The sequence below is a fragment of the Halomonas salsilacus genome (assembly GCF_051216275.1).
In the GTDB taxonomy this organism is placed as follows: Bacteria; Pseudomonadota; Gammaproteobacteria; order Pseudomonadales; family Halomonadaceae; genus Halomonas.
In genome coordinates, this window is record NZ_JBPKAQ010000002.1 from 91,312 (window position 1) to 117,258 (window position 25,947).

Genomic DNA, 25,947 nt, shown 5'->3' on the forward strand with positions numbered 1-25,947 from the left:
CTTCCTCACGAGGTGGCCATGCAACGCTGGGACAGGGTAGAGGCGTTCGTCGAGGTGGTGCGGCTGGGTACCTTCGCCGCCGCCGCTCGACACCTCAAGGTGTCCAATTCCCATGTCAGCCGACTGGTCAGCCAGCTGGAGGCCCAGTTGGGAACCACCCTGCTCTACCGCACCACCCGACAGATTCGGCTGACCGATGCCGGGGCCCTCTACTACGAGCACTGCCACCACCTGTTCGACGGCCTGCGGGATGCCGAAGCCGCCATCAACGACCTGCAGGCGCAACCTCGCGGCGTCCTCAAGCTGACCTCCGCGACCACCTTCGGCGAGCGTTTCGTGGCGCCGCTGATCAATGATTTCATGCGGCTCAACCCGCAGCTCGAGGTGCGGTTACACTTCACCAACCGCCAGGTGGATATCATCAACGAGGGCTACGACATCGCCATCCGCATGGGCACGCTGAAGGATTCGACGCTGATCGCCCGTCGGCTCTGCGAACGCCACGAGTATGTCGTCGGCTCCCCGGACTACTTCGCCCGCGTTCCGGTGCCGCATACCCTCTCGGAGCTCTCCCGGCATCGCTGTCTGGTCGGCTCCCGGGACCAATGGCGGTTCGACATACACGGCGTCCGTCGCGAGGTGCGCGTCGAGGGCCCCTGGGAGGGCAACTCCGGCCCCGCCCTGCTCGATGCGGCCCTCAAGGGCCTGGGACTGGCCCAGCTTCCCGACTACTACGTGGATCCCCACCTCGCCAGCGGCGAGCTGATCTCGGTGCTCGATACCTACCGGCATGACGATACCGCGGTCTGGGCCGTCTATCCTCGCCACCGTCACCGCTCACCCAAGGTCTACCGGTTCATCGACTACCTGGTGGAGCATATCGAGGAGCTGCTTCCGGTGCGCCGAAACGCCAAGCCGCATCAGAAAACCTCATCAAGGGCCGACACGGTGGAAAAAACCGGCAAGGTGCCATAGCTTGAAGAGGTATCGACACTGGAGCTTCACCATTACTCCCCGAGGTCCCGATGAAGCGCACCATGTTCCCGTCGGGCGCTGCCCGCTCAGCCGCCCTCCCCCTGCTGGCTCTCTTCCTGTTCGGCAGCCCCCTCGTCCTGGCCAACGACTCTTCCAAGGGCAATCCCACGGACTCTCCCAAGAGCAATACCACGGACTATCCCACGGAGAGCCGGGTCGATTATGTAATAGGCTGCATGGCCGCCAATGGCAACGCCTACCTGACCATGCAGAAGTGCGCCTGCAGCATCGATGTGATCGCCGAACACCTCAGCTACGAGACCTATGAACAGGTCGCCACGGTGCTGAGCATGCAGGACCAGCGAGGCGAGTTGGGCGTGCTGTTCCGAACCGAGCGCGGCATGCAGGACCAGCTGCGGGCACTGCACCAGGCCCAGGCCGATGCCAATCTGCGCTGCTTCTGACGCCCGTGGCTCAGCGACCCTTGCCCTCATCTCGCCACCGGCTCCTGACTGGCGTGGCACTCGCCGCGGTCCTGGCGTCCGCACTCTCTGCGGCCCTGGCCTCGCCGCCCACGACGGCCAGTGACCCCGACCGCATCCAGGGGGAGCGGCTGTTTCGCAGCCAGTGCGTCGGCTGCCACAGTCTGGCGCCCGGCGTGCATATCGCGGGGCCAAGCCTGAACGGCCTGATCGGACGCCCGGCAGGCAGCCTGGAGAATTTCGGCTACTCGCCAGTCCTGGAGGCTGCCGATTTCGTCTGGGATGCCGAGACCCTCGATGCCTTCCTGGCCGGCCCGGCCGACTTCCTGCCCGGCAACCGCATGGTGCTGTGGGGGCTCACCGAGGGGCCGCGCCGACAGATCATCCGCTATCTCGACGCCCTCGCGGCCGACGCCAAGCCCTGAGCCCACAACGATCCGCGTTCAGTCGCCGCCGCCCTTGCGCGCCATCAACCCGCGGGAGGGGTTGTAGCCGAGGATCGCCAGCGCCAGCAATACCAGAGCCACCGCTACGCTGATCAGGATCGCCTCCGGGTTCACGCGCTCATACAGGGCGAAGCGGATCATCTCCACCGCCTGGGTGAAGGGATTCAAGGCGGCGATCTGGTAGACCAGATAGCTACCCTCGCGGATGCGCCACAGCGGATAGAGCGCCGAGGAGAGGAAGAACATCGGGAAGATCACGAAATTCATGATCCCGGCAAAGTTCTCCAGCTGGCGCACGAAGGTCGAGAGCAGCAGGCCCAGGGCACCGACCATGAAGCCGGTGACCAGCAGCGCCGGCAGAATCCACAGATAGCCCATCGACGGCGCCTGGATGCCATACCACCAGGCGATGGCCAGGAACACATAGACCTGCACCACCGAGACCAGGGTGCTGGCCAGCAGCTTGCAGACCAGCAGGTACCAACGCGGGAAGGGGCTGACCAGCAGCACCCGCATGCTGCCCATCTCGCGGTCGTAGACCATGGAAAGCGAGCTCTGCATGCCATTGAACAGCTGGATCATGCCCACCAACCCCGGCACGATGTAGACCTCGTAGAGGATGTAGGTCTGGTAGGGCTCGGTCATGGCCACGCCCAGCGCCATGCGAAAGCCGGCGGCGAACACGAACAGCCAGACCAGCGGCCGCACCAGGGCGGCGAGGAAGCGGCTGCGCTGGTGCAGGAAGCGCAGCAGTTCGCGCCCCACCACGCCGCGCAGGCAGTGCCACCAGGGCATCAGTCGCATGCGACCTCCTCGTCCCCGACCAGGAGATCGAAGGCCTCGCCCAGGGTGGCGACGCCGAACCGAGCGGTGAGCGTCTGCGTCGTGCCGTCGGCCAGCAGCCGCCCGCGGTGCAGCACCAGCACTCGATCGCCGGGGCGCACCTCGTCGATCAGGTGGGTCGCCCAGAGCACCGCCACGCCCTCCTCGACGCAGAGTCGATGGGCATGCTCGACCAGGTCACGCCGGGAGGCGATGTCGAGCCCCACGGTGGGTTCGTCGAGGAGCAGCAGCCGCGGCGCATGGAGCAGGCCCCGGGCGATCTCCACGCGGCGGCGCTGCCCTCCCGAGAGCTGCCGCACCCGGACCCGCCGGCGATCGGCGAGCCCTACCCGGGCCAGCTGGACCTCGCCGCGCCGGCGGGCCTCACCGGGCCCCATGCCGTGCAGGGCCGCATGGTAGGCGAGGTTCTGGGCCACGCTGAGATCCAGATCCAGGGTCGGCTGCTGGAAGACCACCCCGATGCGGGCGTGGGCCTGCACCGACTGGCGCCTCACATCGAAGCCACCGATGCGGATCTCGCCCTGGCGTCGGTCGTGCAGCCGAGTAATCAGCGAGAAGAGCGTGGTCTTGCCGGCGCCGTTGGGGCCCAGCAGCACGACGAACTCCCCGGCCGCGATGGCCAGGGAAATCGCGTCCAGCACAGGACTGCCGCCATAGGCGAAGCTCAGGTCGCGGATTTCGAGGGCCGACTCGCCCCCGTCCCCGGCGGTCACGTCACTCACGGCTCGACGATCACCCCCCAGGGGAAGCGCCCCACCGGGATCGAGCGGATCGCCCGCAGACCATCGACCTCGATCACGGTGACATCGCCGCTCACGCCGTTGGTGGTGTAAAGGCGGCTCTCGTCGCCGTTGAGGGCCAGGTGCCAGACCCGCTGCCCCACCAGGAGGTAGTCGAGCACCTCGTAGGTCTGCTGGTCCACCACCGCCACCCGGTTGGAGGGCCCCAGCGCCACGAAGGCGTAGCGTCCGTCGGAAGTCAGGGCGATCCCCACCGCCTGAACGGTCTCCCGGGGTACGCCCGGCACGTCGAAGCGCAGGGTGTGCTTGACGTCGAAGGTCTCCTCCATGTCGAGGATCGACACCGTGCCGGCGATCTCCGCCGAGACCCAGGCCTCGCGGCCATCGTGGGTGAATTCGGCGTGCCGCGGTCGCGCCCCCACCAGGCGATGGTGAACCGCTTCCATGGACTCGGCATCAATGATGTGGGCCATGTTGGAGGTCTCGGTGGTAGCAATCAGCCAGCGGCCGTCGGGACTGATGCCGAGCCCCTCGGGCTCCACGCCCACGGGAATCTCGGTGACCAGGGTGCGGGCCTCGTAGTCGAGCACCGAGACGATATTGTCGTCCTCGTTGGAGACGTAGATGTAGGGGCGGTTGGGGTCGACGCGGATCACCTCGGGGTCTTCGCCGGAGGCCTGGCTGCGCACCACCTGGAGGCTCTCCAGGTCGATCATGTCGATGGCCTCGTCATCGCCCACCGCCACGAACAGCTCGCTGCCGTCGCTGCTGAAGGCCATGGAGCGCGGCCGACGACCGACGCTGATGGTCTCCACCACCTCGAGGCTGGCACCGTCGATTACCGAGATGGTGTTGTCCTTCTCGTTGGAGACGAAGATGCGCTCGGCCTGGGCTGCCAGGGGCAGTGCCAGCAGGCCGCCCAGGGTCAACCCGAGCAGGGCATGCCGGGAAGCGGGGATCCAGCCCCGCGGAGTCAGAAGCGACATGATGATTCCCCCTCATCGGCGCCGAGTGTATCGAGTGGTGTGCGAGGATGCAGATAGCCCTCCTGGGGCGAGACAGATGCCACCATGCGCGGGCCGGTGATCAGGATCGGCTGGCGCAGCTGGTGGTTCCAGGTGCGATAGCTGACCGGAAAGCCGAGGTAGCCGGCCAGTTCGAACTCCTCACCGAGCATGTACTCGAGGACTGTTTCTCGTTCGACGGAGCCGGTTCGGGCCGCCGCCTCGCCCAGCGAGCGCACGGCGAGCCAGGCGCCGAAGTCACGAGGGGTCATCCAGCGGTCGGCCAGCTTCTCGAAGCGGCGCTGCAGCTGCACTGCCCCCCAGGATTCATGGGCGCGATGCCAGGAAGTGGCGATCAGCCCCTGGGTGCCCACCACCGGGCGCGGCGTCCAGGTCTGGAAGGGGAAGTACTCACCGAAATAGTCGGTCTCGTCGGCGATCACCAGGACGTCGTGCTCCGGGAAGTCCTGCACGAACACCGGGATCTCGCGCTGGATGGCGTGGAAGCCCCCCTCGGCGCGACGCGCCATGGGGTCATGGGGCCACATCTTGTCGCCGACGATACGATGGCCGTAGCGCTCGGCCGAGGCGCGCAGGGTCTCGGCCAGCAGGCGATCCTCGTCGGTATTGCCGTAGACCAGCGCCCAGCGCTCCCACTGCTTGTAGCCGAGGAACTGGGCCAGGGCATCGGCCAGCATCCGTCGGCTCGGCGTGGTGTGGTAGAGGTTGGGGTGACAGGACTCACGGCGCAGCGCGTCATCCGGTGCCCAGGCGTTGAACACCACGCGATCGCCCAGGGCGGGGTGGGCCATCAGCTCCTGCAGCGCTTCGGCAGGCAGGCCGCTGATGATCCAGTCGGCCCCCTGATCGATCAGGCCCTGCAGCGCCTCGCCGACGTCACCACCATCGGCGACCTCGGCCTCGTGCAGCAAGAACTCCTGATCCAGAAACTGCGCCGTGGCATTGTTGTCGTTGATCCCCAGTCGAGTCCCCTGGCGCCCCTCGTCGTCGAGCACCGGGGCCAGTACCGAGAGCGGTTCCTGATCATCCGGCCGCTCCATGCCCAGGTAGCCGAGGGTGATGGTCGCCGGGGCGTCGGCCGGCAGCGTGGCCGACCAGCCCAGGCCGATGATGACCCCTCCCACCGCCAACCAGCGTGGCAGAAGAAATCGTGGCAAGGTTTTCATGCGTTCTCCTCAGGCAGCCGGGGCTGCCGCTATCCATGATCTTGTTGTTATCGTCGGACTCACCGTCGTGACGGCAAGCGTCTGCCGCGGCCGGCATGCCCGCTAGGGCATTCGCTCCATGATCACTCGCACCATGAGGCCGAGTGTCTCCTCCAGCAGGTAGGGCTGCTCGCACATGGCCGGCAGCGTCTGCTGGCGCATCTGGAAGGTGCGCTGCTCCCAGAACAGCGCTTCCGAGAGTCGCTCGATGTCCTCCGGATCCGCTCCCTCATCGGCGCGCAGCGCCTCGAGTTCATTCACCATGGCGGAAATCGTGTCGAGCCGGGCCACCTGGGCACGGGCCGACTGACGAACGGCATCGATGGCCCGGCCGCGCTGGCGGTCGGTGAGCTCGAAGAGCCCGGCGAACAGCAGCGTGAGCCGCCGCTCGGCCTCATCATCGTCCAGGGAGGCCACGAACCCACGCACCCGCTCGAGGGCCTGGGCGTTGGGGGTGTCGCGAGACGTGGCGAAGCGCGCCACTCGGCCGACCTCTTCGTCCTCCCACCAGCGCTTCTCCAGCTCATCCAGGGAGGGCCCCGTCCAGATGGTGCCCCAGGCCAGTTCGGGGATCAGGCGCTGCACGCAGGGCCAGTCGGGAGGCCCCGCCGCCGCACGCTGGGCCTCGACCCGCGGACTCCCGGAGAGCAGCAGGCCCGCGCCGAAGGTCACGATCAGCAGCGGGACCGCAAGCCTGGAGGTGGGGATGGGCCGCCTCATGATCCACCTCCATCGGGACCGGAAAGGGGCTGGCCACGCCGGTCGAGCAGCGGCACCCCGTACTCCGCCAGGATGGCGTGGATCTCGTCCTGGCGACGGTCGATGAAATCGTTGATCCAGTCCTTCCAGTGTGGCTCACCCTGGCGGATGCCCATGGAGATGCGGTAGTCCAGCCGCGCACCGGAATCGTCATCGACCAGCGGAATGACCCTGAGCGGTGGAGTTGCGCGGGCGGCATAGTAGCCCGCCAGGGGGCCCCAAAGCACAGCCGCCTCGGTACGGCCGGCCACCACGTCCTCGATGGCATCGCGAACCGGGGCCCGGACCCGAGTGTCGACCATCAGCGGATAGCTCTGGATGATGGCGCCGGTGCGGCGCAGGGGGACCAGGGGCGGCGTCTCGGTCACCACGCCGATGCGCCGACCCTGCAACGCCGGATCCGTCAGACGGCTGGCCTCGAGCTCGGAGTCTTCAGGCACCACCAGGGCATAGACCGAGCGATAGACCTCGTTGGTGTTCTGCACGAACCCATAGCCGGCCACGGCGCCGATCATGACGTCGCAAACCCTCAGCTCCAGGGTATTACGCACGAACCCCATCACCTGAGGCGACCAGACGTAGTCCAGGGGCACGCCCAGGTCCTCGGCCATCAGTTCGGCGATACGGTTCTCGAAGCCCTCACCGGCCTCGTTGCTGAAGGGGAGGTTGTTGCCATCGGCGCAGACCCGCAGCACCTCGCGCTCCAGGCGTTCTGGCAGGTCGGCCACCGCCGGGGCACCGGCGCAGCCGATGAGAAAAGCGACCAGCAGCGGCCACCGTCGCAGCATTCCTTCACACATGCGTCCTCCGATCCCGGAAAGGAAAACCAGGCCGTGTGTCGCTAGCCCTCGGCTCTACTCATCATCGTTGCTATCGACGTTGTCTGCCTCCTCCTGCATCGACTCGATGATCCGGGGGCGGCCTCGGCCCAGGCCACCCTCGCCGCGGGCACGCATGTAGCTGAAGATATAGGGAATATTGCGCATGACGTAGGGGTCGTCGGCAAAGGAGGGCATGACCTGGCCCGGCTGCACCTGACGCCCCGCCGCCACGGTGCCGGCGAACTCCGCCCAACCGCGGCGCTCCGCGGCGCGAATCAGGCTAGGGGCGAACGAGGAGCCCAGACCGTCCGGGCCATGGCAGGCCATGCAGGCACGGGTGTAGACGAGATAGCCCTCGTAGGTGTTGGGATCGACCTTGCCATCCTCGACCCTGTAATCACCGGGTCTGTAGGGTGCCTCCCCCAGTTCCTTCGCCACCGCAGGGGAGACAAGGAGCAGCCCCAGCAGAACGACCAGCAGTGGATGGCAGTGAGTGCGCTGGAATAACGTCATTCAGCGTTACCTTCTCGTAGCACCGGGGTCTTGCCCCGGGATCGAATAGGACGACGGGGCACGGGCGACCGCTCGTGCCCCGTCGGGCGGGCTTGGGACGTCGCTCAATCCGGCAGGGCGAAGACCGTCAGCACCCCGCCGAGGTTGGTGTACTCGCTGATGCCAGCGAAGGCACTCACGGCACCCAGGCCCTCCTCGGGATCCTCCAGCCCTGCCGCCAGGCCGATCCCTGCCCAGCCGCCGACCCCGGAGAGCACGGCCACGTACTGCTTGCCCTCATACTGGAAGGTGTTCACGTTGCCGATGACCCCTGAGGGGGTCTTGAAGCGCCACAGCTCCTCGCCGTTCTCGATGTCCACCGCCTTCACATGGCCCTCGAGGGTGCCGTAGAAGGCGAGGTCGCCGGCCGTGGCCAGGGCGCCGCTCCACACCGCGAAGCGCTCATCCACCTCCCAGACCACTTCACCGGCCACCGGATCCCAGGCGATGAAGCTGCCCATGCGGCCTTCCATGCCACCGTTTTCCACCGGCGCCGGCATCATGGTCAGGGTCGCTCCCACATAGGGCTGGCCCGCCACGTAGTCGGTCTCGTAGGGCTCATAGTTCATGCAGATCCGGTTGATCCCGGCATAGAGGAGTCCGGTCTTCGGCGAGTAGGCACTCGGCTGCATGTTCTTGGCGCCCATGGCGGTGGGGCAAATGTCGGTGGTGTTGACGTTCACCCCCTGGCGGTAGGTGCTGTATTCCTCGTTGACGTTGGGGCGGCCGGTCTCCATGTCGTAGCTGTCGGCCCAGTTGGTCTCGGCGGCGAACTTCTCGGCCACCAGCAGTTCACCGGTCTCGCGATCCAGCAGGAAGCCGAAGCCTGTGCGGTCGATGATTGCCAGCCCCTTGCGCTGCTCGCCGTCGAATTCGACGTCGATCAGCTGGTTCTCGTTGACCCCGTCATAGTCCCACTCGTCGAAGGGCACCTTCTGGTAGACCCACTTGGTCGAGCCATCGTTGGGGTCACGGGCGAAGACGGTGATCGCCCACTTGTTGTCGGCCGGCTCGCCATCCTTGGTACGCTGTTCGGGGTTCCAGGTCCCCGGGTTGCCGGTGCCGTAGTAGATCAGGTCGAGATCGGGATCATAGGTGACCCAGCCCCAGGGGGCCCCGCCACCGCGCTCCCACTCTCCCTCGGGCCAGGTGGAGACCCCCAGGTCGGCCTCGCCGATAGGCTCGCCCATCATCAGGGTGGTGTCCGGGTCGAGCAGCACCTCGTCATCGGACCCCTGCGAGTAGCCGCGCCAGGCCATCTCACCGGTCTCGACGTCGTAGGCGGTGATGTGGCCACGGATCCCGAATTCGCCGCCGCTGATGCCCACGATGACCTTGTCATGGACCACCAGCGGCGACATGGTATTGGTCTCACCGACGGTGTGGTCCCCGTTACTGACGTCCCAGAGCAGCTCGCCGGTCTCGGCATCCAGCGCGATCAGGGTATTGTCGGCCTGGCCGAGGAAGAGCCGCCCATCGGCATAGGCCAACCCCCTGTTGACCGTATCGCAGCACATCACGGGAATGACCCGGGAGTCCTGGTCGGGTTCATAGCTCCAGACGATGCGCCCCTCATCCTCCAGATCGAGGGCGAATACCTTGTTGGGGAACGGCGTATGGATGTAAAGACGCCCGTCGCCGACGTAGAGAGGGCCGCCCTCGTGGCCGCGCAGGACACCGGTGGAGAACTGCCACACCGATCGCAGCTCATTGACGTTGTCGCGATTGATCTGGTCCAGCTGGCTGTAGCGGTTGCCCTGGTAGTTGCCTAGCTGGGTAGGCCAGTATTCAGGGTTTTCCTGCAAATCAAGGAGGTTCTGATTGGCGTGGACAATGGCTGCCGAGAGCAACCCGGCAGCCGCTGCCGTGTAGAGGATGGGACGAAACATGGCGTGTCTCCGAACGTCGCGCTGAAAGGCGTGCCAGGGTTGTGCACACCTGATTTATGGTTGTTGTCCTGATTCGGCGTTGACAGTAGAAGGTCTAGCACATCTTTCGGTGCCACCCGCCCTGGCGGGCGGAAATACGCTCTCCCTTGGCGCAAAAGACTTTTGCCTCTCGGCAACAGTGGCGCCGAATCCCTGCCGAGGCGCATGGCGACGGGGCACCGCCTCCCTCCCCGGACATCGATACCCGCCTGCTTTCCGAGGTATGCGACCTTGGTCGCAAGGCAGATTCCGCCGGGCATGCTTGACTGAGAGGTGCAGTCTGGCAAGAACCGATCAACTACCCGTGATCAACTACTCGCGATCAACTACCCGTGGAGGTACGCCCATGTGGACCAAGCCCGCCTATCAGGACATTCGCCTCGGCTTCGAGGTAACGCTGTACATTTCCAATCGCTGACCTCTACCTTGAGGCGGTACCGATACGGCTGACGTTGCCTGAGAGGACGTCGGCCTTTTCTTTGCCTTGGTGCCAGCAGGGCGAACCGGACTTGGGGAGAGTGACATGCAGGTACTGGTGCTTGGCGCTGCGGCGGGGGGGGGCTTCCCGCAATGGAACTGCAATTGCCGGCTCTGCCTGGGTGTACGCAGTGGCGAGCTAGCAGCCAGGCCGCGTACCCAGTCCTCGATCGCCATCAGCAGCGATGGCGAGCGCTGGCTGCTCTGCAATGCCTCGCCCGACATCCGCGCCCAGCTGGCCGCGACCCCCGAGTTGCACCCGAGGCGGGCTCCCCGGGACAGCGGCGTCGCCGCCGTTTTGCTGGTCGACGGCCAGATCGATCACGTGACGGGGCTGCTGTCGCTGCGCGAGGGATGCCCGCTCGACGTCTGGTGCACGCCCAACGTTCACCAGGACCTGAGCAGCGGCTTCCCGCTCTTCCCGATGCTCGAGCACTGGCAGGGCGGCCTGACCTGGCAGCGCATCGGGATCGATGACGACAATCTGGAGGCCAGCTTCGAGGTCCCGGCCTGCCCGGGCCTGCACTTCACCGCCGTGGCCCTGACCAGCAATGCCCCGCCCTACTCGCCTCGGCGGGGGGCGCCCACACCGGGCGACAATATCGGCCTGCTGATCGAGGACAGGCAGCGGGGCTCCCACCTCTTCTATGCCCCCGGCCTGGGCAAGCTGGATGACCGGGTCCGCGGCTACCTGGCCCGGGCCGACTGCGTGCTGGTCGACGGGACACTGTGGCTCGACGACGAGCTGATCCGTGCCGGTGTCGGCAGCGCCACCGGGCGCGACATGGGGCATCTGGCGCTGGCCGGCGAGGGCGGGCTGATGGAAGAGTTGAACGCCTTACCTGCGACCACCCGACGGGTGCTGATCCATATCAACAACACCAACCCGATCCTCGATGAGCACTCCGAGGAGCATGCCACCCTGACCGCGGCGGGCATCGAGGTGTCCCACGACGGCATGCGCCTGGAGGTGTGAACCCTTCGGTTGTCCGCGCCGTCTCACGCAGCAAGGGGCCTGACGTGGTCAGGCCCAGCAAGAGGAGTCCCGCATGACTCGCATCGCGTCGACCACGATGGCCTCGCAGGAAGACGCCATGAGCCCGTCAGCCTTTCGCGAGGCCCTGATGGCCAAGGGTGCCTACTACCATATCCACCACCCCTATCAGATCGACATGGCCGAGGGACACGCCAGCCCGGAACAGCTGCGAGGCTGGGTGGCCAACCGCTTCTACTACCAGATCAACATTCCCCAGAAGGATGCCGCCCTGCTGGCCAACTGCCCCGACGCCGGCTTCCGGCGGCGATGGATCCAGCGCCTGCTCGACCACGACGGCCATGACGCCGACGGCGGCGGCATCGAGGCCTGGCTGACCCTGGGCGAGGCGGTGGGCCTGAGTCGAGAAGCGCTGTGGTCTCAGGAGCATGTCCTGCCGGGGGTGCGTTTCGCGGTGGACGCCTACGTCAACTTCGTGCGTCGCGCGGACTGGCGCGAGGCGGCGATCTCCTCGCTCACCGAGCTCTTCGCCCCGGAGGCCCATCGCAGCCGCCTGGCCACCTGGCCGACCCACTACCCCTGGATCGACGCGTCGGGCTACGGCTATTTTCGCAAGCGCCTCACCGAGGCAAGACGAGACGTGGAACACGGGCTAGAGATCGCCCTGGCCGTCTGCACCACCCTCGAGGCACAGCGGCAGGCCCTGGAGATCCTGCAGTTCAAGCTCGACGTGCTGTGGTCGATGCTCGACGCCATGACGCTGGCCTACCAGCTCGACCGACCGCCCTACCACACCGTCACCGACCAGCGGGTCTACCACCGGGGGCTGTCATGATGGGGGCCCTCATCCACGGCACCAGCGTCTGTCGCCTGCGCCCGGGTTGGCGTCTCCAGTGGGAGGAGGCTCAGCAGCGCCATGTGCTGCTCTATCCCGAGGGCATGGTGCAACTCAATGACACCGCCGGCGCCATCCTCGGCGAGCTCGATGGCCAACGCGACATGGATGCAGTGATTCGCCAGCTCGAGGCACGCTTTCCCCAGGCACCGGCCGGGGCGATCGCCGATGACGTGCGGGATTTTCTCGTCGACGCCTCGCAACAGGGATGGATCCAGCATGACTGATCGTACCGACATCGCTGCCGCCAGCGGCCATACCGGCGCCCCGTTCTGGCTGCTCGCCGAACTCACCTACCGCTGCCCGCTGCAGTGCGCCTACTGCTCCAACCCCCTGGACTTCGCCGGAGTCGGGGCGGAACTGACCACCGACGAGTGGTTCGACACCCTGGCTCAGGCCCGCAAGATGGGCGCCGTACAGCTGGGCTTCTCCGGTGGCGAACCCTTGGTGCGCCGGGACCTCGAGCAGCTGGTGGCCGAGGCGCACCGACTGGGTTTCTACACCAACCTGATCACCTCGGCGCTGGGCCTCGACGAGGCACGCATCCTGGCGCTGCGCGAGGCCGGGCTCGACCACATCCAGATCAGCCTGCAGGCCTCCGACCCCGACGTCGCCGCGGCAGTGGCGGGCTCCTCGAAGGCCCACGCCCGCAAGCTGGCCATGGCCCGGGCGGTCAAGGCGGCCGGCTACCCCATGGTGCTCAACGTGGTCCTGCACCGCCACAACATCGACCAGCTCGACGCCATCATCGCCCTGTGCGACGAACTCGGCGCCGATGCCGTGGAGCTGGCCAACTGCCAGCTCTACGGCTGGGCGCACCTCAATCGTGCGGGGCTGCTGCCGAGCCGCGAACAGCTAGAGGCCGCCGAGGCGACCACCCTTCGCTGGCGGGCGAAGCTTGCCGAGCGGGGACGCGAGATGCGTCTGCTGTTCGTGGTGCCCGACTACTATGGTGATCGACCCAAGGCGTGCATGGGCGGCTGGGGCTCGATCTTCATGACCGTGGCCCCGGATGGCGCCGTGCTGCCCTGCCACAGCGCCCGGATGCTGCCGATGGCCTTTCCCAGCGTGCGCGACCGGCCCCTGTACGAGATCTGGTACGAGAGCGAGGCCTTCAACCGCTACCGCGGCGATGCCTGGATGCAGGAACCCTGCAGCAGTTGCGACGAACGCCACCGGGACGTCGGCGGCTGCCGCTGCCAGGCCTTCCTGCTGACCGGCGACCCCGCCGCCACCGACCCGGTGTGCGCGCTGTCACCGGATCATCACCTAATCGAGGCGGCCCGCCGCGAGGCCGCCGGCATCGGCGGTACGGCCGGTGAGCTGACGCCGCGCAATGTCCACGAGTCCCGGATCTTCTGCCGGTCATGAGCGAGGCGGTATCAACCGGCGCCTCGGACAAGGCCCTGCTGGAGGCCGGGCTGCCCCTCGGCAGCCGGTGTGCCATTCACCGACTGTCCAACGGTCTGCGGATCGTGGCGGCAGAGGTTCCCGAGGCTCGGCAGCTGCGTCTGGTAGGTGCGGTCGGCGTCGGCTACCTCGACGAGCCCACCGGTTGCCGCGGCCTGGCCCACCTGCTCGAACACGGGCTCTTTCTGGGCTCCGCCGATTCCCCCGCCGAAGGCGAGTTCGTCGCCTGGGTCGGCGAGCAGGGTGGCCGCTACAACGCCCACACCGACGAAGGGGTCACCGACGTCCACCTCCACCTGCCGCCGGAGGCCGCCGACGAGGGACTGCGGCGCCTCATCGACCTGCTGGCCCATCCGCGCCTCGATGCCGAACGCCTCGCCCGGGAGGTCGGCGTCCTCGACGCGGAATTCCGGGCGCGGCTGGCCGACCCTGCCCTGCACCGCCTCGCCGCCCTGGGTCGGTTCTTCCGTCCCGATCACCCTGCCCGGCTCTGTCATGCCGGCCACCGTGGCACCCTCGGCGGCTCGCCCGAAGCGCTGGCGGCCAGGCTGGACGTCTTCCACCGCCGCCACTATCGCACCGAACGGATGGCCCTGGCGACGCTGGGCCCGCTGCCGCTGGAGGAGCAGCTCGCCCTGCTGGAACGCCACGGCACCCGGCTTCCCTCGGGGGGCAGTGACCCCGTCCCGGCCGCCTGGCGCTGGAGCTACCCCGGCGCGCTGGCCTGGTGCCCACCCGCACCAACACCTCCAGGGGCCGGCACGACGCTGGAGCTGATCTGGCCGCTTCCCGACGCGGTAGCCAGGACCTACCGCCGCCAACTCATGGCCCTGACTGCACGGCTGGCCAATGGCCACCTGGCGGCCAGGCTTCAGGCCACGGCCGCCCTGCATGACCTCATTATCGATACGGCCCCCGAGGGTACCGGCCCCGCCCTGGCCCTGCGTCTGGCACTGGAGGAGCCGGCTCCCGACCTGTCTGACTTGTTGGCCGTCTGCCGCCAGGCCCCGACACAGTGCCTGGCGGGTCCACTCCCCCCACCGCCAGCTCCGCCCATCGACCTGGATGCCTGGCCGCGGCACCAGGCGTGCCGGCTCGCCGTCGATGCCGCCTCGCCAGCCGACGAACCGCCACTGGCCCACTGGCTGGCCGGTGACCGCTGCCGTGTCCTGTGGCGGTGCGAACCGCAAACGAATGCCTCCTGGTCGACGCTTGGCGAGACGGGGACCTGCTGGCGGCCTCTCTCCCTCCCTTCTTCCCTGCCTTCTTCCCTGCCTTCCTCTTCTGCCGAGGCCGACCCGCCACGGCGCCCTCCCCCGCCCCTCCACCTATCGCCCGAACCGGCGCCCGCCGGGGGCCCCACCCCGGGATGCCTTCGCCGTGACACCCGTCTCACGCTCTGGTGGGGCGGGCCGGCCTGGCCGCACCCCACGGAGCAAGCGAGTTGGTGCCTGGGCTGGACCGCCGACCCTGCCGGCCACGAGGCCCGGCTTCGGCGCTGGCACCGACACACCCTGACGCTGCGCCAGGCCGCCGCTTCCCGAGGATTCACCCTGGACCTGGCCTCGGATGCCGGAGGCGACTGGCTCATGGCCCAGGGCGATCCTCGACGAATCGCCTCCCTGGTGGAGCAGGCGATCGCCGCCTGGACGACGGACCCCGCCGATCGCCGCGCGACCTCGCCGGCGGAAGGCCTGCTCGCCACGACCCTGCTGCTGCAACTGGAGAGCGGCTCTGTTCACAGGGATGCGCGCCCACGCCTGCTCGGCTGGGCCAGCGGCAAGCTCGGCCCACAGGAGGTCGCGCGGGATGCAGAGCGCTTCGCTGATACCCTGGCAGCGCCTGCCGATCTCTCCCCCGCGCCTGCCCCCGCCACTGCGGAGGCGATCGGCGAGACCTGGCTGCCCCCCCAGGGCGAGGAGCGCGCGGTGATGCTGGAGGTGAGGGGAGTCGATACCAGCCCACGGACCCGCTGGGTGCTGAAGCTGTTGGCCACCTGCCACGACGCCGCCTTCCATCACGAGATGCGCCAGCGCCACGGCTTCGGCTACGTGGCGGCGGTGCGCTACCGAGAGGCCGCTGGCTGGCCCAGGCTGGGCTATGTGGTGCAGTCCCCATGGGCCAGCGTGGCCGAGCTGAATCGGGCGATCGACGACTTCCTGCTCCGGCAGGGCGAGCCACTGGCCCGGCTCGACGAGGCCGGACTGGCACGCCTCAAGCGCGGCCTGCTGGCTCGGCATGGCGCACCCGAGACTCGCCGGGAAGCCATCGAGCGCACCTGGCAGGCCCTGCGCCATCACCACGTCAGCGCAGAGCCAACAGGATGGATGGCCCCCTGGGAAGCGGAGCTTGTGGTGCTGGAGGGGCTCGGCGTCGACGACCTGGCCATGACGGCCGGCGCCCTGGCCGACGCAACGCTGTCCCGTCACTGGTGGTACCACACGCCGGCCACCTCGCCATTGCCATGCAGGAACGCACTAGTGTCGTTGGGGCATAATCTCCCCTCGCGACGCCACCTAGACTGACAGCAGTGCACGCCCCGGTTCCCTGGAGCCGATGCGATAATAACAATCGTCACGAGAGGTGAATGATCATGCTGACACGACTGACGCTGAATGAGGAGCGCAAGCCCATGAGCCTGATGGATACCCTGAAGCGCTGGTTCGGGGGCGAGAGCGCCTCCCCCACCCCAGCGAGCCAGCCCAGGGAGGCCACGGCCAGACCCTCCGCCGTCGCAAGCGCCCAGGCCCCATCGAGCGGCGGCATACGGATTCACCCGGCCGTGGACGGTGGCGTGAAGGCCGGAAGCGACACCTTCAACGGCGGCACCCTGCACTGCCACTGCACCGACAAGCGGGCCGAGGTGACCATCGAGGCGCAGTGCGCCCACAACCATGTGTGCGGCTGCACCAAGTGCTGGAAGCCGGATGGTGCCCTCTTCTCGATGGTCGCCGTGGTCCCCCGCGACAAGCTCAAGGTGACCGCCAACGAGGACAAGCTGGAGGTCGTCGACGCCTCGGCCGCCATCCAGCGCCATGCCTGCAAGGGATGCGGGGTGCACATGTTCGGCCGCATCGAGAATACCGACCACCCCTTCCACGGCCTGGACTTCGTCCATACCGAACTCTCCGACGATACCGGCTGGGCAGCGCCGGAGTTTGCGGCCTTCGTGTCATCGATCATCGAGTCCGGCGCCAACCCGGACAACATGGACAAGGTACGCGGCAAACTGAAGGAGTTGAACCTGGAGCCCTATGACTGCCTCTCGCCGCCCCTGATGGATGCCATCGCCATCCATACGGCCAAGGCCAAGGGCATCCTCTAGGTCCAGCCAGACCGAAAGCCCAGGCTGATGACAGGCTGACAAAGTGAAGGCGCCCCGAGGGGCGCCTTCACTTTTCGGATTGCCAATATCCCGAGCAACCTGGCGGGTTACTTGAAGTTCTTGCGGTAGGACTTGAGGATCTCGCCGACGATGCCGCTGCGGAAGCTCAGCACGCAGACCACGAAGATCACCCCGAGGATCGGCCCCACCCAGTTGCCCAGCGGCGACTGCGCCAGCAGGTGCTGCAGGCTGACCACGATGCCGGCACCGACTACCGGGCCGAACAGCGTGCCCACCCCGCCCAGCAGGGTCATCAGGATCACCTCGCCGGACATGTGCCAGTGGGCGTCGGTCAGCGAGGCCAGCTGGAACACCACCGTCTTGGTGGAGCCGGCCAGGCCGGCCAGGCCCGCGGAGAGGACGAAGGCCACCCACTTGTAGGCGTCGACGTTGTAGCCCAGCGACACCGCCCGCGGCTCGTTCTCGCGGATCGCCTTGAGCACCTGGCCATAGGGCGAATGCACGGCACGCTGGATGATCGCGAAGCCGATCAGGAAGATGGCAAACACGAAGTAGTACATCGCCAGGTTGCTGCGCAGGCTGATGACGCCGAACAGGTCACCCCGCGGCACCCCGTGCAGGCCGTCCTCGCCGCCGGTGAAGGGCGACTGGACGTAGAGGAAGAACACCAGCTGGGCCAGCGCCAGGGTCACCATGGCGAAGTAGATGCCCTGACGACGAATCGACAGAGCGCCGAACACCGCCCCCAGCGCCACCGCGACCAGGGTGCCGGCGATGATGCCCAGCTCCGGGGTCAGCGCCGGGTGGCTGGCCAGCAGGTAGCCGGTGATGTAGCCACCGGTGGCCAGGAAGGCGGCGTGCCCGAAGGAGAGCAGCCCCGCGTAGCCGAGCAGCAGGTTGAAGGAGCAGGCGAACAGCGCGAAGCACAGCACCTTCATCAGGAACACCGGATAGGCCATGAAGGGCGCCACCAGGCCGATGGCGATCAGCACCAGGTAGAGAACGTTGCGGCGCCTATCGGCGCGGCGCTGGCGCTTCATGGAGGGGGTCAGTGTCTGTGTCTGGGTCACGGACATGGTCATGCCTCCTTGCCGAACAGGCCGGCGGGTCGAATCAGCAGCACCAGGATCATCACCAGAAAGATCACGGTGTTGGCCGCCTCGGGGTAGTACACCTTGGTGAGGCCCTCGATCAGCCCCATGGCCAGGCCGGTGAGCACGGCGCCAAGGATCGAGCCCATGCCGCCGATCACCACCACGGCGAAGACCACGATCAACAGGTTGGAGCCCATGGTCGGCGACACCGGGTAGAGCGGCGCGGCCAGCACCCCGGCGAAGGCGGCCAGGGCCACGCCAAAGCCATAGGTGAGGGTGATCAGCAGTGGCACGTTGACGCCGAAGGCCTGCATCAGCGCCGGGTTCTCGGTGCCGGCGCGCAGGTAGGCTCCGAGCCGGGTGCGCTCGATCATGAACCAGGTGAACACGCAGACCACGATGGCCGCCGCCAGCACGAAGGCCCGATACGTCGGCAGGAACATGAAGCCCAGCTGGAAGCCCCCCTGCAGCAGTTCGGGGGTTGGGTAGCGCGCCCCGGAGACGCCGAAGAAGTTGACCAGGGTGCCCTCGAAGATCAGTGCCAGACCGAAGGTCAGCAGCAGGCCGTAGAGGTGATCCAGGTGGGCGATGCGGCGCAGCATGAACCGCTCGAGCAGCATGCCGAACACGCCGACGAAGAGCGGTGCCAGCAGCAGCGCCGCCCAGTAGTTGATGCCCAGGTAGCGCATGCCGAGCAGGGTAGCGAAGGCCCCCAGCATGTACATGGCGCCGTGGGCGAAGTTGACGATCTTCAGCAGGCCGAAGATCACCGCCAGGCCCAGGCTGAGCAGGGCGTAGAAGGCGCCGTTGATCAGACCCAGCAGCAGCTGGCCGAGGAATACCGCCGCCGGCACCCCGAATATCATCGTCATGTCAGGAATCTCCCGTCAGAGGGGGCGGCGGCTTGCGCCGCCGCCGGTCTTGCTCGCTTCAGTTCTGCACCAGCTTGCACTGGCTCTCGGAGAGCGGACGGAACGCCTCCTCGGCGGGAATGGTGGCGAGGATCTCGTAGAGGTCCCACTCATGCTCGGAGTCTTCGGGCGACTTCACCTGGGCCAGGAACATGTCGTGGACCATGCGGCCATCTTCGCGAACCCGGCCGTTGCGGGAGAAGAAGTCGTTGATCGGTTTCTCACCCAGGGCGGCGCGCACCGCCACCGGATCGTCGCTGCCCAGCTCGGCCACGGTCTGCAGATAGTGCATGGTGCTGGAGTAGATGCCGGCCTGAACCATGGTCGGCATGCGGCCCACTCGCTCGTAGTAGCGCTCGGCCCACTCGCGGGACTCGTCGTCCATGTTCCAGTACCAGCCGGTGGTCAGCAGCAGGCCCTGGGTCGTTTCCAGACCCATGGCATAGACATCGTTCAAAAACACCAGCAGGCCGGCGAGTTGCTGCCCTGCCTGGACCACGCCGAACTGGCTGGCGGTGTTGATGGCGTTGACGGTGTCGGCACCGGCATTGGCCAGGCCGATGATCTTGGCCCCGGAGCCCTGGGCCTGGAGGATGTAGGAGGAGAAGTCATCGGTGGGGAACGGATGACGCACGCCGCCGACGATCTCGCCGCCGCTCTCCTCCACCACCCGGGTCACGTCACCTTCGAGGGCATGGCCAAAGGCGTAGTCGGCGGTGAGCATGAACCAGGTGTCGCCGCCCTGGTCGACGATCGCCTTGGCGGTGCCGTTGGCCAGCGGGTAGGTGTCATAGACCCAGTGGATATGATTGGGGGTGCAGTGCTCGTTAGTGATGCTGGAAGCGGCGGAGCCGGAGATGATGCCCAGGCCGTTGTTCTCCTCGATCACTCGGGTGGCCGCGATGACCACCGAGGAAGCCACCATGCCGGAGACCAGGTCGACGTTGCGGGTGTCGAACCATTCCCGCACGGTGTTGGCGCCCACATCGGCGCTGTTGCGGTCGTCGGCGCTGAAGACCTGGATCGGCGCGCCGTTGATGCTGCCGCCCATGTCCTCCACGGCCATGTTGAGGGCTTCCAGCCCACCGGGGCCGGCCAGGTCGCGGTAGGTACCGGACATGTCGGCCAGGTAGCCGATGCGGATCTCGCCGTCGCTGATCTCGGCCTGGACGGTGGTGGCCATGGCGGCGGTGGCGGCCAGGGCGACGGCGGTGGTAAGGCTCTTCTTGATGAAGGTCATGTGGCTCTCCTCTGCCCCGAAGCGGGGCTCTTGTTGTTGTTGCGACTGATGTTGCGTCTGTTGTGGCAACGATGATTGTGGCTGTTGCTGCGACGTCTGTAGCGTTTATTTGCGTTGTAAAGGCCTGCCGCGGCGCCGGTTCACACGCCCAGCAAGGTATGCAGGTGCTCGCGCTTGCCGGGCAGCTCCGCCGCCGAGATCTCCTCGACGATCAGACCGTGGTCCATCACGAAGTGGCGGTCGGCCAGCGGGGCCGCGAAGCGGAAGTTCTGCTCCACCAGCACGATGGTCATGCCGCGCTCCTTGAGCTTCACCAGCACCTGGCCCAGCGCCTGGACGATGACCGGCGCCAGCCCCTCGGTGATCTCGTCGAGCAGCAACAGCCGCGCCCCGGTGCGCAGGATCCGCGCCATGGCCAGCATCTGCTGCTCGCCCCCGGAGAGCCGCATGCCCGGGCTGCGCCGCCGCTCGTAGAGGTTGGGGAACATCGCGTAGATTTCGTCGATCGACATCCCGCCGGAGCGCACCGTGGGCGGCAACAACAGGTTCTCCTCGACGTCGAGGCTGGCGAAGATGCCGCGCTCCTCGGGGCAGTAGCCGATGCCCAGCCGCGGGATGCGGTGGGGCTTCATGTCGAGGGTCTCGTTGCCGTTGATCATGATCGAGCCGGTGCGACGGCCGACCATGTTCATGATCGCCTTGAGGGTGGTGCTGCGACCGGCGCCATTGCGCCCGAGCAGGGTGACCAGTTCGCCGCGCTTCACGTTGAAGTCGACGCCGTGGAGGATGTGGGACTCGCCGTAGAAGGCGTGCAGGTCACTGACCCGCAGCATCTCGGCGCCATCGTGGTTCGGGGACTCGAGCGCGCGCTCGTCGCGCGCCGCCGTTGCCTGGTTCATGCGCTGGCCTCCTCTTCCGCTTCGCTGCCCATGTAGGCCTCCTTGACCCGCGGGTCGGCGGAGACCGTGGCGTAGTCGCCCTCGGCCAGCACCGCGCCGCGGGCCAGCACGGTGATGCGGTCGCACAGCCGGCTGACCACGCTGAGGTTGTGCTCCACCATCAGCACGGTGCGCCCCTTGGCGACCCGGCGGATCAACTCGACGATGCGGTCGACGTCCTCGGCGCCCATGCCCTGGGTCGGCTCGTCGAGCAGCATCATGGTGGGGTCCATGGCCAGGGTGGTGGCGACCTCCAGGGCGCGCTTGCGGCCGTAGGGCATCTCCACGGTGAGCACGTCGGCGTACTCGCGCAGGCCCACCTCCTCGAGCAGTTCGATGGCGCGGTCGTTGAGGTGATCGAGGCTGCGTTCGGACTTCCAGAAGTGGAAGGAGGTGCCCATCGGGCGCTGCAGCGCCACGCGCACGTTCTCCATGGCGGTCATGTGGGCGAACACCGCCGAGATCTGGAAGGAGCGCACCAGCCCCAGGCGGGCGATCTCGTTGGCCTTCATGCCGGTGATCGGCTTGCCGCGGTAGAGGATCTCGCCGCGGGTGGGCGGCAGGAACTTGGTGAGCAGGTTGAAGACCGTGGTCTTGCCGGCCCCGTTGGGGCCGATCAGGGCGTGGATGTGCCCCTCCTGAACCTGCAGGTTGACATCGTCCACGGCGGTGAAGCCGCGGAATTCCTTGGTCAACCCCCGAGTTTCCAGAATGAAGTTCTGGGTCATGTGACGTCCTCTCAGGATCGCGTGAGCGATCCGCCGTTGGTGCTGTCGTCGTTGTTGTATGCCGTTGTCGTTGTTCTGGCCATCTCGGCATCGGACTGGCCGGGCACCCATGCTTGCGAGGCTAACCGGCACTTTACGTTAACGTAAGGTAGAGGACTCGGCGCGGCTCGGCAATAGCCCGAAGGGCCTGACTCGACCAATGGCGTAGGACTCGACTTTTCAATAGCTTGGTAACAAATAATTTGCCCGGGCAAGGTGCCGTGCCCAGCACGGAACACTGGGTACGACGCACTTCCGATGAGCAGGAAGGGACGCTGCACGTATGAGCGGCTGACGAGGTGTTGACGACTGCGACGCAGGTCACTGTAGTCCAATAAATGAATGGTTATTCATGATTAATGAGCAGGCGTTCACTTTTGGTGCCGAGAGCAGAGGCCTGAACAACATCTGCGGCTCATGCTCACATCCACTGAAAGAGGACTCCACATGCTTCCCAGGCCTTGCAGCACCACGCCGCCGCCATCACCCGGCATCGCCACCCGCATAAGAGGGGCCGTCACGCTGACGGACAGGGCCCTTGAAGGGGGAGAGTGAATCATGCACTCCGTCCTGGTGGCGGCTCCGGTGAGCGCCTCAGTGGCAGTGCTCTTCGCCGGTGCGCCGCTGCTGCCCACCTATACGCTGGTGTTCATGCCTGCCCTGGGCAGATTCATCGTCGCAGCCAATCTCGTGCTGAGCCACTGGGTGCTCCCGGCAATGGACTTCAGCTATCTGGAGACCGACCGAGGCAGGCGTCTCCGTGGGACTGATCTACCGCTACTTCGGCAACAAGCTGGACCTCGTCCAGGCGGTGATCGTTGACGTGCTCGACGACGTCGCGTCGCGTCTTGGCCGTCGCCTTCGAGGCCTACTGCCGGATCATCGACGAGCGCAGGGATGCCACCGCGCTCTCCGGAATCATCGTCCCGGAGCATCGTGCCAAATACGCCGACCTGCTGGATGGGCTCGCCTGAGCGGACGGCAGCCTTGAAAAACAACGAATGTCACAAAATGACGGGCGAGGCCGCCGGCCAGGCTAGAGCTCGGGCAGGCAGACGGGTAGAATGACATGCATAGCTGCATGTTCATCCTGAAATCGAGTCGCCCATGCCCCCACTTCCGCCTCCCGGCCACCCCTGGCCGATCAGCTTCACCGCGACCTGCATACGCGCCACGCTCTATATCCTGTTCATTGCGGGCCTGGCCCAGGGCGCCTTCATCGAGGCGCTGCACTACCCGGAGGTGCGCTTCTCCGAGTACGGCTTCACCGAACTCGCCCAGAGTGCCGTACTGCTCAGCGCTTCGCTGCTGCTGCTCTATACCCGCCAGGTGCTCAAGGTACTGCCCACGGTTACCCTGCTGATGTTCGGATTCGTGTTCGCCTCTCTGATCCGCGAGCAGGACTACTTTCTGGACACCTGGGTGGCGCGCCACACCTGGAAGGTGCTGGTCACTCTGGTGATTGTGCCGGTGCTGTTCTGGGTGATCCGCGAACGCAGGCGCTTCGTCGAAGAGTTCGCGAGCTACGCCAACAGCTTCTCCTTCGGCTTCTTCGCCGCCGGGGTGCTGGTGACCTACGTCTTCTCGCGCCTCTACGGCCGCGGCGACTTCTGGGAAGCCGTGCTTCAGGAGCACTACGTGCGCACCTTCAAGGACGCCGCGGAAGAAGTGGTGGAGCTGCTCGGCTATGCGCTGATCCTGATCGCGGTGATCGAGCTGACCCTGCTGGCCCGCCGCTGGGCCCGGGCGCGACGCGCCGGCTGAGCCAGCCGGGCGTCGCTCACCCGCGTTTATCGCCCAGCAAAAAGCCCCCGCAGGCAGTGCTGAACGTTCGGGGTGCAGTTCAGCAGCCTGCGGGGGCTATTCATTTTCCCGAACCGATGCTCGACTCGGGGCTGCTCGCCGTGACTATTCGTCCAGGGACTACTCGTCGTCCAGGGGCTACTAGACGCCCAGGGGCTACTAGACGTCCAGGGGCTACTAGACGTCCAGGGGCTACTAGACGTCCAGGGGCTACTCGTCCAGGAAGGAGCGCAGCGGCTCGGAGCGGCTAGGATGGCGCAGCTTGCGCAGCGCCTTGGCCTCGATCTGACGGATCCGCTCGCGGGTGACATCGAACTGCTTGCCGACCTCCTCGAGGGTGTGGTCGGTGTTCATGTCGATGCCGAAGCGCATGCGCAGCACCTTGGCTTCACGGGCGGTGAGACCGCCGAGCACGTTGCGTGTCGCCTCGATCAGCCCCTCGCCGGTGGCGGAATCAATGGGCAGGATCATGGTGCCGTCCTCGATGAAGTCACCCAGGTGCGAGTCGTCGTCGTCACCGATGGGGGTCTCCATGGAGATCGGCTCCTTGGCGATCTTGAGCACCTTGCGCACCTTGTCCTCGGGCATCTCGAGACGCTCGCCCAGCTCCTCGGGGGTGGGCTCGCGGCCCATCTCCTGAAGCATCTGCCGGGAAACCCGGTTGAGCTTGTTGATGGTCTCGATCATGTGCACCGGAATACGGATGGTGCGCGCCTGGTCGGCGATGGAGCGGGTGATCGCCTGACGGATCCACCAGGTGGCGTAGGTGGAGAACTTGTAGCCACGGCGATATTCGAACTTGTCCACCGCCTTCATCAGGCCGATGTTGCCCTCCTGGATCAGATCCAGGAACTGCAGGCCACGGTTGGTGTACTTCTTGGCGATGGAGATCACCAGGCGCAGGTTGGCCTCGACCATCTCCTTCTTGGCGCGGCGTGCCTTGGCCTCGCCAATGGAGAGGCGGCGATTGACCTCCTTGATCTCCTGCACCGGCAGGCGAACCATCGCCTCCTCGAAGGCGATCTTGCGCTGGGCACGCTGGATATCCGTGCGCAGCGGTGCCAGGCGGTCGACGTACTTCGGGAACTCCTTGCCGAAGGCGTCGAGCCACTCGGGGTCGGCCTCGCTGCCCGGGAAGGCCTTGATGAAGGTCTTACGGGGAATCCGCGCCTTCTTGACGCACAGCTGCATGACCGCCTTTTCCTGGGCGCGCACCTGCTCGACGCTGATGCGCACCTGGTTCACCAGGCGCTCGAAGTGCTTGGGCACCAGCTTGATCGGCGAGAACAGCTCGGCCAGCCGCGCCAGCTCCTCCTGGGCCTCCTTGGCATGTCGGCCATGAGCCTCGATAGCGGCCTGAACGACGGCGTTCTGCTCACGAATCTGCTCGAAGCGGGCGCGGGCCTCCTCGGGATCTGGGCCGCCGGTGGTCTCCTCCTCGGCCTCGCCATCCTCATCGTCATCATCGCTCTCGTCGTGGGGCTCCTCCTCGGGAACCTCCGCCTCGGCCACGCCGGGAATGCCTTCGTCGGGGTCGATGAAGCCGGAGAAGAGATCGGACAGGCGGCCAGGAGCCTCCTCGTCCTGGGTGGTGTCGTAGGCATCGAGGATCGATTCGACCGCGCCGGGCAGATAGGCCAGCGCGGACATCACCTCGCGGGTCCCCTCCTCGATGCGCTTGGCGATCAGGATCTCACCCTCGCGGGTCAGCAGCTCCACGGTCCCCATCTCGCGCATGTACATGCGCACCGGGTCGGTGGTTCGGCCCACGTCGCTCTCCACCGCCGCCAGCGCCGCCACGGCCTCCTCGGCGGCGGACTCGTCGGTGGAGTGATCCGACATCATCAGGGTATCTTCATCGGGAGCTTCCTCGACGACGCTAATACCCATGTCGTTGATCATGCCGATGATGTCTTCCACCTGATCGGGGTCGGCGATATCCTCGGGTAGATGATCGTTGACCTCGGCATAGGTCAGGTAGCCCTGTTCCTTGCCGCGCGCGATCAACTCCTTCAGACGTGACTGCTGCTGCGCATTTCCAGCCATAGAAACCCTATCTCGACGAAGAAGAATGAAGCACCTGAAGCGCTCGGTGGAGAAAACTCGTGAAGCCGAGCAGTATAGCGCCAAAACGCCACTTTCTGCCAGTTTGCTCTATTTGCGCGGTCAATCAGGTGTGTTAGGTTGTCAGGTTGCGCCATTTTTTGGGCGGTCTCTCCTATGTGGTGATGGTAGGAGAAAAATCAACCCCTGCGCCAACCGGAATGATGGTGTAAATAATGGTAGTTGACCTTGC

General features: G+C 66.5%; 27 protein-coding genes and 1 pseudogene. 14 read left to right on the forward strand and 14 right to left on the reverse strand.

The features are described from left to right. The first annotated feature begins 18 nt into the window (after window positions 1-18). The 3 genes from ACR80S_RS03760 to ACR80S_RS03770 are packed head-to-tail and all read left to right on the forward strand — an operon-like array spanning window position 19 to window position 1,882. Window positions 19-975 (forward strand): LysR family transcriptional regulator, encoded by a 957-nt coding sequence (locus ACR80S_RS03760; RefSeq protein WP_435401688.1) that lies wholly within the window; start codon window positions 19-21, stop codon window positions 973-975. A gap of 50 nt (window positions 976-1,025) precedes the next feature. Beyond that, window positions 1,026-1,439, forward strand: coding sequence for a hypothetical protein (locus ACR80S_RS03765; RefSeq protein WP_435402606.1), 414 nt, complete (start codon window positions 1,026-1,028; stop codon window positions 1,437-1,439). Between the two features lie 53 nt (window positions 1,440-1,492). Then, window positions 1,493-1,882, forward strand: a complete 390-nt coding sequence (locus ACR80S_RS03770; protein ID WP_435401686.1) for a c-type cytochrome — start codon at window positions 1,493-1,495, stop codon at window positions 1,880-1,882. Between the two features lie 18 nt (window positions 1,883-1,900). On the opposite strand, the gene ACR80S_RS03775 is transcribed toward ACR80S_RS03770, so the two are convergent. From ACR80S_RS03775 to ACR80S_RS03810, 8 genes are all read right to left on the reverse strand, one after another. After that, complete coding sequence (locus ACR80S_RS03775) at window positions 1,901-2,707, reverse strand: ABC transporter permease (protein ID WP_435401685.1); 807 nt, start codon at window positions 2,705-2,707, stop codon at window positions 1,901-1,903. After that, window positions 2,698-3,468: an ABC transporter ATP-binding protein gene (locus ACR80S_RS03780; protein ID WP_435402607.1), complete on the reverse strand. Its 771-nt coding sequence runs from the start codon at window positions 3,466-3,468 to the stop codon at window positions 2,698-2,700. The genes ACR80S_RS03775 and ACR80S_RS03780 overlap by 10 nt, the downstream gene beginning before the upstream one ends. Continuing rightward, window positions 3,465-4,472: a PQQ-dependent catabolism-associated beta-propeller protein gene (locus tag ACR80S_RS03785; RefSeq protein WP_435401683.1), complete on the reverse strand. Its 1,008-nt coding sequence runs from the start codon at window positions 4,470-4,472 to the stop codon at window positions 3,465-3,467. The genes ACR80S_RS03780 and ACR80S_RS03785 overlap by 4 nt, the downstream gene beginning before the upstream one ends. Next, the gene (locus tag ACR80S_RS03790) at window positions 4,460-5,677 is read right to left on the reverse strand and encodes an ABC transporter substrate-binding protein (RefSeq protein WP_435401682.1); all 1,218 of its coding nucleotides are present in this window, start codon (window positions 5,675-5,677) and stop codon (window positions 4,460-4,462) included. The genes ACR80S_RS03785 and ACR80S_RS03790 overlap by 13 nt, the downstream gene beginning before the upstream one ends. A 102-nt stretch (window positions 5,678-5,779) precedes the next feature. Further along, entirely contained in the window at window positions 5,780-6,436 is a 657-nt protein-coding gene (locus ACR80S_RS03795; protein WP_435402608.1) for a hypothetical protein, read from the reverse strand. Next, window positions 6,433-7,275, reverse strand: coding sequence for a quinoprotein dehydrogenase-associated putative ABC transporter substrate-binding protein (locus tag ACR80S_RS03800; protein ID WP_435402609.1), 843 nt, complete (start codon window positions 7,273-7,275; stop codon window positions 6,433-6,435). The genes ACR80S_RS03795 and ACR80S_RS03800 overlap by 4 nt, the downstream gene beginning before the upstream one ends. Window positions 7,276-7,329: 54 nt before the next feature. Next, complete coding sequence (locus tag ACR80S_RS03805) at window positions 7,330-7,809, reverse strand: c-type cytochrome (RefSeq protein ID WP_435402610.1); 480 nt, start codon at window positions 7,807-7,809, stop codon at window positions 7,330-7,332. 104 nt (window positions 7,810-7,913) lie between these two features. Next, entirely contained in the window at window positions 7,914-9,737 is a 1,824-nt protein-coding gene (locus ACR80S_RS03810; protein ID WP_435401678.1) for a methanol/ethanol family PQQ-dependent dehydrogenase, read from the reverse strand. Between the two features lie 385 nt (window positions 9,738-10,122). Between ACR80S_RS03810 and pqqA the strand changes: the two genes are divergently transcribed. The 7 genes from pqqA to gfa all read left to right on the forward strand — a co-directional run bounded on the left by pqqA (window position 10,123) and on the right by gfa (window position 16,877). Beyond that, entirely contained in the window at window positions 10,123-10,194 is a 72-nt protein-coding gene (gene pqqA / locus ACR80S_RS03815; RefSeq protein ID WP_435401759.1) for a pyrroloquinoline quinone precursor peptide PqqA, read from the forward strand. A 105-nt stretch (window positions 10,195-10,299) separates the two neighbouring features. Next, window positions 10,300-11,229, forward strand: a complete 930-nt coding sequence (pqqB, locus tag ACR80S_RS03820; RefSeq protein ID WP_435402611.1) for a pyrroloquinoline quinone biosynthesis protein PqqB — start codon at window positions 10,300-10,302, stop codon at window positions 11,227-11,229. Between the two features lie 73 nt (window positions 11,230-11,302). Beyond that, entirely contained in the window at window positions 11,303-12,082 is a 780-nt protein-coding gene (gene pqqC / locus ACR80S_RS03825) for a pyrroloquinoline-quinone synthase PqqC (protein WP_435401676.1), read from the forward strand. Beyond that, window positions 12,079-12,369, forward strand: coding sequence for a pyrroloquinoline quinone biosynthesis peptide chaperone PqqD (gene pqqD, locus ACR80S_RS03830; protein ID WP_435401675.1), 291 nt, complete (start codon window positions 12,079-12,081; stop codon window positions 12,367-12,369). The genes pqqC and pqqD overlap by 4 nt, the downstream gene beginning before the upstream one ends. Continuing rightward, window positions 12,362-13,513, forward strand: coding sequence for a pyrroloquinoline quinone biosynthesis protein PqqE (gene pqqE, locus ACR80S_RS03835; RefSeq protein ID WP_435402612.1), 1,152 nt, complete (start codon window positions 12,362-12,364; stop codon window positions 13,511-13,513). Before pqqD ends, pqqE begins: the two co-directional genes overlap by 8 nt. After that, window positions 13,510-16,077 carry an insulinase family protein gene (locus tag ACR80S_RS03840; protein WP_435402613.1) on the forward strand — a complete coding sequence of 856 codons (2,568 nt, stop codon included), beginning with the start codon at window positions 13,510-13,512 and terminating at the stop codon, window positions 16,075-16,077. The genes pqqE and ACR80S_RS03840 overlap by 4 nt, the downstream gene beginning before the upstream one ends. A 68-nt stretch (window positions 16,078-16,145) precedes the next feature. Next, entirely contained in the window at window positions 16,146-16,877 is a 732-nt protein-coding gene (gene gfa / locus ACR80S_RS03845) for an S-(hydroxymethyl)glutathione synthase (protein ID WP_435401672.1), read from the forward strand. A 107-nt stretch (window positions 16,878-16,984) separates the two neighbouring features. Here gfa and ACR80S_RS03850 read toward each other — a convergent pair whose 3' ends face one another. From ACR80S_RS03850 to ACR80S_RS03870, 5 genes are all read right to left on the reverse strand, one after another. Then, entirely contained in the window at window positions 16,985-17,938 is a 954-nt protein-coding gene (locus tag ACR80S_RS03850; RefSeq protein WP_435402758.1) for a branched-chain amino acid ABC transporter permease, read from the reverse strand. A 38-nt stretch (window positions 17,939-17,976) separates the two neighbouring features. Then, a complete protein-coding gene (locus ACR80S_RS03855) occupies window positions 17,977-18,864 on the reverse strand; it encodes a branched-chain amino acid ABC transporter permease (RefSeq protein ID WP_435402204.1) in 888 nt (295 codons plus the stop codon). Between the two features lie 58 nt (window positions 18,865-18,922). After that, the gene (locus tag ACR80S_RS03860; RefSeq protein ID WP_435402614.1) at window positions 18,923-20,143 is read right to left on the reverse strand and encodes an ABC transporter substrate-binding protein; all 1,221 of its coding nucleotides are present in this window, start codon (window positions 20,141-20,143) and stop codon (window positions 18,923-18,925) included. Between the two features lie 140 nt (window positions 20,144-20,283). After that, on the reverse strand, window positions 20,284-21,042 hold the full coding sequence (locus tag ACR80S_RS03865) for an ABC transporter ATP-binding protein (protein ID WP_435402615.1): 759 nt from the start codon (window positions 21,040-21,042) through the stop codon (window positions 20,284-20,286). Continuing rightward, window positions 21,039-21,809 (reverse strand): ABC transporter ATP-binding protein, encoded by a 771-nt coding sequence (locus ACR80S_RS03870; protein ID WP_435402616.1) that lies wholly within the window; start codon window positions 21,807-21,809, stop codon window positions 21,039-21,041. Before ACR80S_RS03870 ends, ACR80S_RS03865 begins: the two co-directional genes overlap by 4 nt. A 769-nt stretch (window positions 21,810-22,578) precedes the next feature. Between ACR80S_RS03870 and ACR80S_RS03875 the strand changes: the two are divergent. From ACR80S_RS03875 to ACR80S_RS03885, 3 genes and pseudogenes are all read left to right on the forward strand, one after another. Continuing rightward, window positions 22,579-22,656: pseudogene (locus ACR80S_RS03875) on the forward strand (helix-turn-helix domain-containing protein); the annotation flags it as partial. Window positions 22,657-22,666: 10 nt separating this feature from the next. Then, window positions 22,667-22,822 carry a hypothetical protein gene (locus tag ACR80S_RS03880; RefSeq protein WP_435402617.1) on the forward strand — a complete coding sequence of 52 codons (156 nt, stop codon included), beginning with the start codon at window positions 22,667-22,669 and terminating at the stop codon, window positions 22,820-22,822. A gap of 133 nt (window positions 22,823-22,955) precedes the next feature. Further along, entirely contained in the window at window positions 22,956-23,612 is a 657-nt protein-coding gene (locus ACR80S_RS03885) for a hypothetical protein (RefSeq protein WP_435399217.1), read from the forward strand. A gap of 249 nt (window positions 23,613-23,861) precedes the next feature. Here the strand turns inward: ACR80S_RS03885 and rpoD are convergent, their stop codons facing one another. After that, window positions 23,862-25,697, reverse strand: coding sequence for an RNA polymerase sigma factor RpoD (rpoD, locus tag ACR80S_RS03890; protein WP_435399218.1), 1,836 nt, complete (start codon window positions 25,695-25,697; stop codon window positions 23,862-23,864). 25 nt (window positions 25,698-25,722) lie between these two features. Here rpoD and ACR80S_RS03895 point away from each other — a divergent pair, with 25 nt between their 5' ends. Continuing rightward, window positions 25,723-25,941 (forward strand): hypothetical protein, encoded by a 219-nt coding sequence (locus tag ACR80S_RS03895; RefSeq protein WP_435399219.1) that lies wholly within the window; start codon window positions 25,723-25,725, stop codon window positions 25,939-25,941. The last annotated feature ends 6 nt before the right edge of the window (window positions 25,942-25,947 follow it).